Raw genomic sequence first — 4,999 nt, 5'->3', positions numbered from 1 at the left:
TTCGGGACGGCGGCACGCCAGCAAGTATTTGAGCAATCAAATCTTCTATAATGGAGAGTTTGATCCTGGCTCAGGACGAACGCTGGCGGCGTGCCTAATACATGCAAGTCGAGCGGAAGTTGAAGAGCTTGCTCTTCAACTTTAGCGGCGGACGGGTGAGTAACACGTGGGCAACCTGCCCTGCAGATCGGGATAACTCCGGGAAACCGGTGCTAATACCGAATAGTTTTCGCCACCTCCTGGTGGCGTACGGAAAGACGGTTTCGGCTGTCACTGCAGGATGGGCCCGCGGCGCATTAGCTAGTTGGTGGGGTAACGGCCCACCAAGGCAACGATGCGTAGCCGACCTGAGAGGGTGATCGGCCACACTGGGACTGAGACACGGCCCAGACTCCTACGGGAGGCAGCAGTAGGGAATCTTCCGCAATGGACGAAAGTCTGACGGAGCAACGCCGCGTGAGTGACGAAGGTTTTCGGATCGTAAAACTCTGTTGTGAGGGAAGAACAAGTACCACTTAACTACTGGTACCTTGACGGTACCTCACCAGAAAGCCACGGCTAACTACGTGCCAGCAGCCGCGGTAATACGTAGGTGGCAAGCGTTGTCCGGAATTATTGGGCGTAAAGCGCGCGCAGGCGGTCCCTTAAGTCTGATGTGAAAGCCCACGGCTCAACCGTGGAGGGTCATTGGAAACTGGGGGACTTGAGTGCAGAAGAGGAAAGTGGAATTCCACGTGTAGCGGTGAAATGCGTAGAGATGTGGAGGAACACCAGTGGCGAAGGCGACTTTCTGGTCTGTAACTGACGCTGAGGCGCGAAAGCGTGGGGAGCAAACAGGATTAGATACCCTGGTAGTCCACGCCGTAAACGATGAGTGCTAAGTGTTAGGGGGTTTCCGCCCCTTAGTGCTGCAGCTAACGCATTAAGCACTCCGCCTGGGGAGTACGGCCGCAAGGCTGAAACTCAAAGGAATTGACGGGGGCCCGCACAAGCGGTGGAGCATGTGGTTTAATTCGAAGCAACGCGAAGAACCTTACCAGGTCTTGACATCCCGCTGCCCGCCTAGGAGACTAGGCTTTCCCTTCGGGGACAGCGGTGACAGGTGGTGCATGGTTGTCGTCAGCTCGTGTCGTGAGATGTTGGGTTAAGTCCCGCAACGAGCGCAACCCTTGATCTTAGTTGCCAGCATTCAGTTGGGCACTCTAAGGTGACTGCCGGTGACAAACCGGAGGAAGGTGGGGATGACGTCAAATCATCATGCCCCTTATGACCTGGGCTACACACGTGCTACAATGGACGGTACAAAGGGCTGCAAACCCGCGAGGGGGAGCCAATCCCAGAAAACCGTTCTCAGTTCGGATTGCAGGCTGCAACTCGCCTGCATGAAGCCGGAATCGCTAGTAATCGTGGATCAGCATGCCACGGTGAATACGTTCCCGGGCCTTGTACACACCGCCCGTCACACCACGAGAGTTTGTAACACCCGAAGTCGGTGAGGTAACCCTTGTGGAGCCAGCCGCCGAAGGTGGGACAGATGATTGGGGTGAAGTCGTAACAAGGTAGCCGTATCGGAAGGTGCGGCTGGATCACCTCCTTTCTAAGGATAATATCGGAACGGAGCTCGCGCTCCGGTTGACGTTTTGCGTTCAGTTTTGAAGGTTCACCCCTTTAGGCGGCAACGCTTTTTTTGGGTGGAGTTTCAAGNCGCTCCGGTTGACGTTTTGCGTTCAGTTTTGAAGGTTCTTTGAATTGAATTCTTCTATTATAAATATGCATTTCCGAGAGGGCCTATAGCTCAGCTGGTTAGAGCGCACGCCTGATAAGCGTGAGGTCGATGGTTCGAGTCCATTTAGGCCCACCATATTTTTTTCTTCTCGGGGCCTTAGCTCAGCTGGGAGAGCGCCTGCCTTGCACGCAGGAGGTCAGCGGTTCGATCCCGCTAGGCTCCACCAAACATTTTAACGCTTGTTCTTTGAAAACTGGATATGACGACATTGAAACAAACAAGTAACACAGGCACGTGCGGCCAATTTTTGGCCGAACTTTCTAAACACCAACTTGGTTAAGTTAGAAAGGGCGCACGGTGGATGCCTTGGCACTAGGAGCCGAAGAAGGACGGCACTAACACCGATATGCTCCGGGGAGCTGTAAGTGAGCTTTGATCCGGAGATTTCCGAATGGGGAAACCCACCGCCTTTAATGGGGCGGTATCCATGCGTGAATAGATAGCGCATGAGAAGGCACACCCAGGGAACTGAAACATCTAAGTACCTGGAGGAAGAGAAAGCAAATGCGATTCCCTGAGTAGCGGCGAGCGAAACGGGAACAGCCCAAACCAAGAGGCTTGCCTCTTGGGGTTGTAGGACACTCTATACGGAGTTACAAAAGGATGAGCTAGACGAAGCGGCCTGGAACGGCCCGCCACAGAGGGTAATAGCCCCGTCATCGAAAGCTTGTCCCCTCCAGAGTGGATCCTGAGTACGGCGGAACACGTGAAATTCCGTCGGAATCCGGGAGGACCATCTCCCAAGGCTAAATACTCCCTAGTGACCGATAGTGAACCAGTACCGTGAGGGAAAGGTGAAAAGCACCCCGGAAGGGGAGTGAAATAGATCCTGAAACCGTGTGCCTACAACTAGTCAGAGCCCGTTTATGGGTGATGGCGTGCCTTTTGTAGAATGAACCGGCGAGTTACGATTGCATGCAAGGTTAAGCTGAGAAGGCGGAGCCGCAGCGAAAGCGAGTCTGAAGAGGGCGAATGAGTATGCAGTTGTAGACCCGAAACCAGGTGATCTACCCATGTCCAGGGTGAAGGTAAGGTAACACTTACTGGAGGCCCGAACCCACGCACGTTGAAAAGTGCGGGGATGAGGTGTGGGTAGCGGAGAAATTCCAATCGAACCTGGAGATAGCTGGTTCTCTCCGAAATAGCTTTAGGGCTAGCCTCAATTTTTTAGAATCCTGGAGGTAGAGCACTGTTTGGACGAGGGGCCCATCCCGGGTTACCGAATTCAGACAAACTCCGAATGCCAGTGATTTGTGATTGGGAGTCAGACTGCGAGTGATAAGATCCGTAGTCAAGAGGGAAACAGCCCAGACCACCAGCTAAGGTCCCCAAATATCCGTTAAGTGGAAAAGGATGTGGCGTTGCTTAGACAACCAGGATGTTGGCTTAGAAGCAGCCATCATTTAAAGAGTGCGTAATAGCTCACTGGTCGAGTGACACTGCGCCGAAAATGTACCGGGGCTAAACGGATTACCGAAGCTGTGGATGGAGCTCTTACGAGCTCCGTGGTAGGAGAGCGTTCTAAGGGCGTTGAAGCTGGACCGGAAGGACTGGTGGAGCGCTTAGAAGTGAGAATGCCGGTATGAGTAACGAAAGACGGGTGAGAATCCCGTCCACCGAATGCCTAAGGTTTCCTGAGGAAGGCTCGTCCGCTCAGGGTCAGTCGGGACCTAAGTCGAGGCCGATAGGCGTAGACGATGGACAACAGGTTGATATTCCTGTACCACCTCCCCGCCGTTTGAGCAATGGGGGGACGCAGAAGGATAAGGCGAGCGCGCCGTTGGTTGTGCGCGTCCAAGCAGTGAGGCGGAAAATGAGGCAAATCCCATTTTCACCAACGTTGAGCTGTGATGGCAAGGGGCATTGCGCCCCGGAGTCCCTGATTTCACACTGCCAAGAAAAGCCTCTAGCGAGGCGGGAGGTGCCCGTACCGCAAACCGACACAGGTAGGCGAGAAGAGAATTCTAAGGTGAGCGAGTGAACTCTCGTTAAGGAACTCGGCAAAATGACCCCGTAACTTCGGGAGAAGGGGTGCTCTGGTAGGGTGTTACAGCCCGAGAGAGCCGCAGTGAATAGGCCCAGGCGACTGTTTAGCAAAAACACAGGTCTCTGCAAAACCGTAAGGTGACGTATAGGGGCTGACGCCTGCCCGGTGCTGGAAGGTTAAGGGGAGTGCTTAGCGCAAGCGAAGGTGCGAACTGAAGCCCCAGTAAACGGCGGCCGTAACTATAACGGTCCTAAGGTAGCGAAATTCCTTGTCGGGTAAGTTCCGACCCGCACGAAAGGCGTAACGATCTGGGCACTGTCTCAACGAGAGACTCGGTGAAATTATAGTACCTGTGAAGATGCAGGTTACCCGCGACAGGACGGAAAGACCCCGTGGAGCTTTACTGTAGCCTGATATTGAATTTTGGTGCAACTTGTACAGGATAGGTAGGAGCCAGAGATCCCGGAGCGCCAGCTTCGGAGGAGGCGTCGGTGGGATACTACCCTGGTTGTATTGAACTTCTAACCCACGCCCCTGATCGGGGCGGGAGACAGTGTCAGGCGGGCAGTTTGACTGGGGCGGTCGCCTCCTAAAGAGTAACGGAGGCGCCCAAAGGTTCCCTCAGAATGGTTGGAAATCATTCGCAGAGTGTAAAGGCACAAGGGAGCTTGACTGCGAGACGTACAGGTCGAGCAGGGTCGAAAGACGGGCTTAGTGATCCGGTGGTTCCGCATGGAAGGGCCATCGCTCAACGGATAAAAGCTACCCCGGGGATAACAGGCTTATCTCCCCCAAGAGTTCACATCGACGGGGAGGTTTGGCACCTCGATGTCGGCTCATCGCATCCTGGGGCTGTAGTCGGTCCCAAGGGTTGGGCTGTTCGCCCATTAAAGCGGTACGCGAGCTGGGTTCAGAACGTCGTGAGACAGTTCGGTCCCTATCCGTCGCGGGCGCAGGAAATTTGAGAGGAGCTGTCCTTAGTACGAGAGGACCGGGATGGACACACCGCTGGTGTACCAGTTGTTCCGCCAGGGGCATCGCTGGGTAGCTATGTGTGGCCGGGATAAGTGCTGAAAGCATCTAAGCACGAAGCCCCCCTCAAGATGAGATTTCCCATTGCGCAAGCAAGTAAGATCCCTCAAAGACGATGAGGTAGATAGGTTCGGAGTGGAAGCGCGGCGACGCGTGCAGCTGACGAATACTAATCGATCGAGGACTTAACCAAA

General features: G+C 54.4%; 2 tRNA genes and 2 rRNA genes. All 4 read left to right on the top strand.

Going from position 1 to position 4,999, the window contains the following annotated elements:
- Window positions 1-47: 47 nt before the first annotated feature.
- Window positions 48-1,597: ribosomal RNA gene (locus ACFSDB_RS00020) — 16S ribosomal RNA — on the top strand.
- Window positions 1,598-1,784: 187 nt separating this feature from the next.
- Window positions 1,785-1,861: transfer RNA gene (locus ACFSDB_RS00015), tRNA-Ile, on the top strand.
- A 15-nt stretch (window positions 1,862-1,876) separates the two neighbouring features.
- A tRNA-Ala gene (locus ACFSDB_RS00010) sits at window positions 1,877-1,952 on the top strand.
- 108 nt (window positions 1,953-2,060) lie between these two features.
- Window positions 2,061-4,998 (top strand): 23S ribosomal RNA (locus tag ACFSDB_RS00005).
- The 16S and 23S rRNA genes sit together here with 2 tRNA genes alongside, the layout of an rRNA operon.
- The last annotated feature ends 1 nt before the right edge of the window (window position 4,999 follow it).

This window comes from Planococcus chinensis, from assembly GCF_042681545.1.
GTDB lineage: Bacteria > Bacillota > Bacilli > Bacillales_A > Planococcaceae > Planococcus > Planococcus chinensis.
This window is presented reverse-complemented; position numbering and strand designations above follow the sequence as displayed.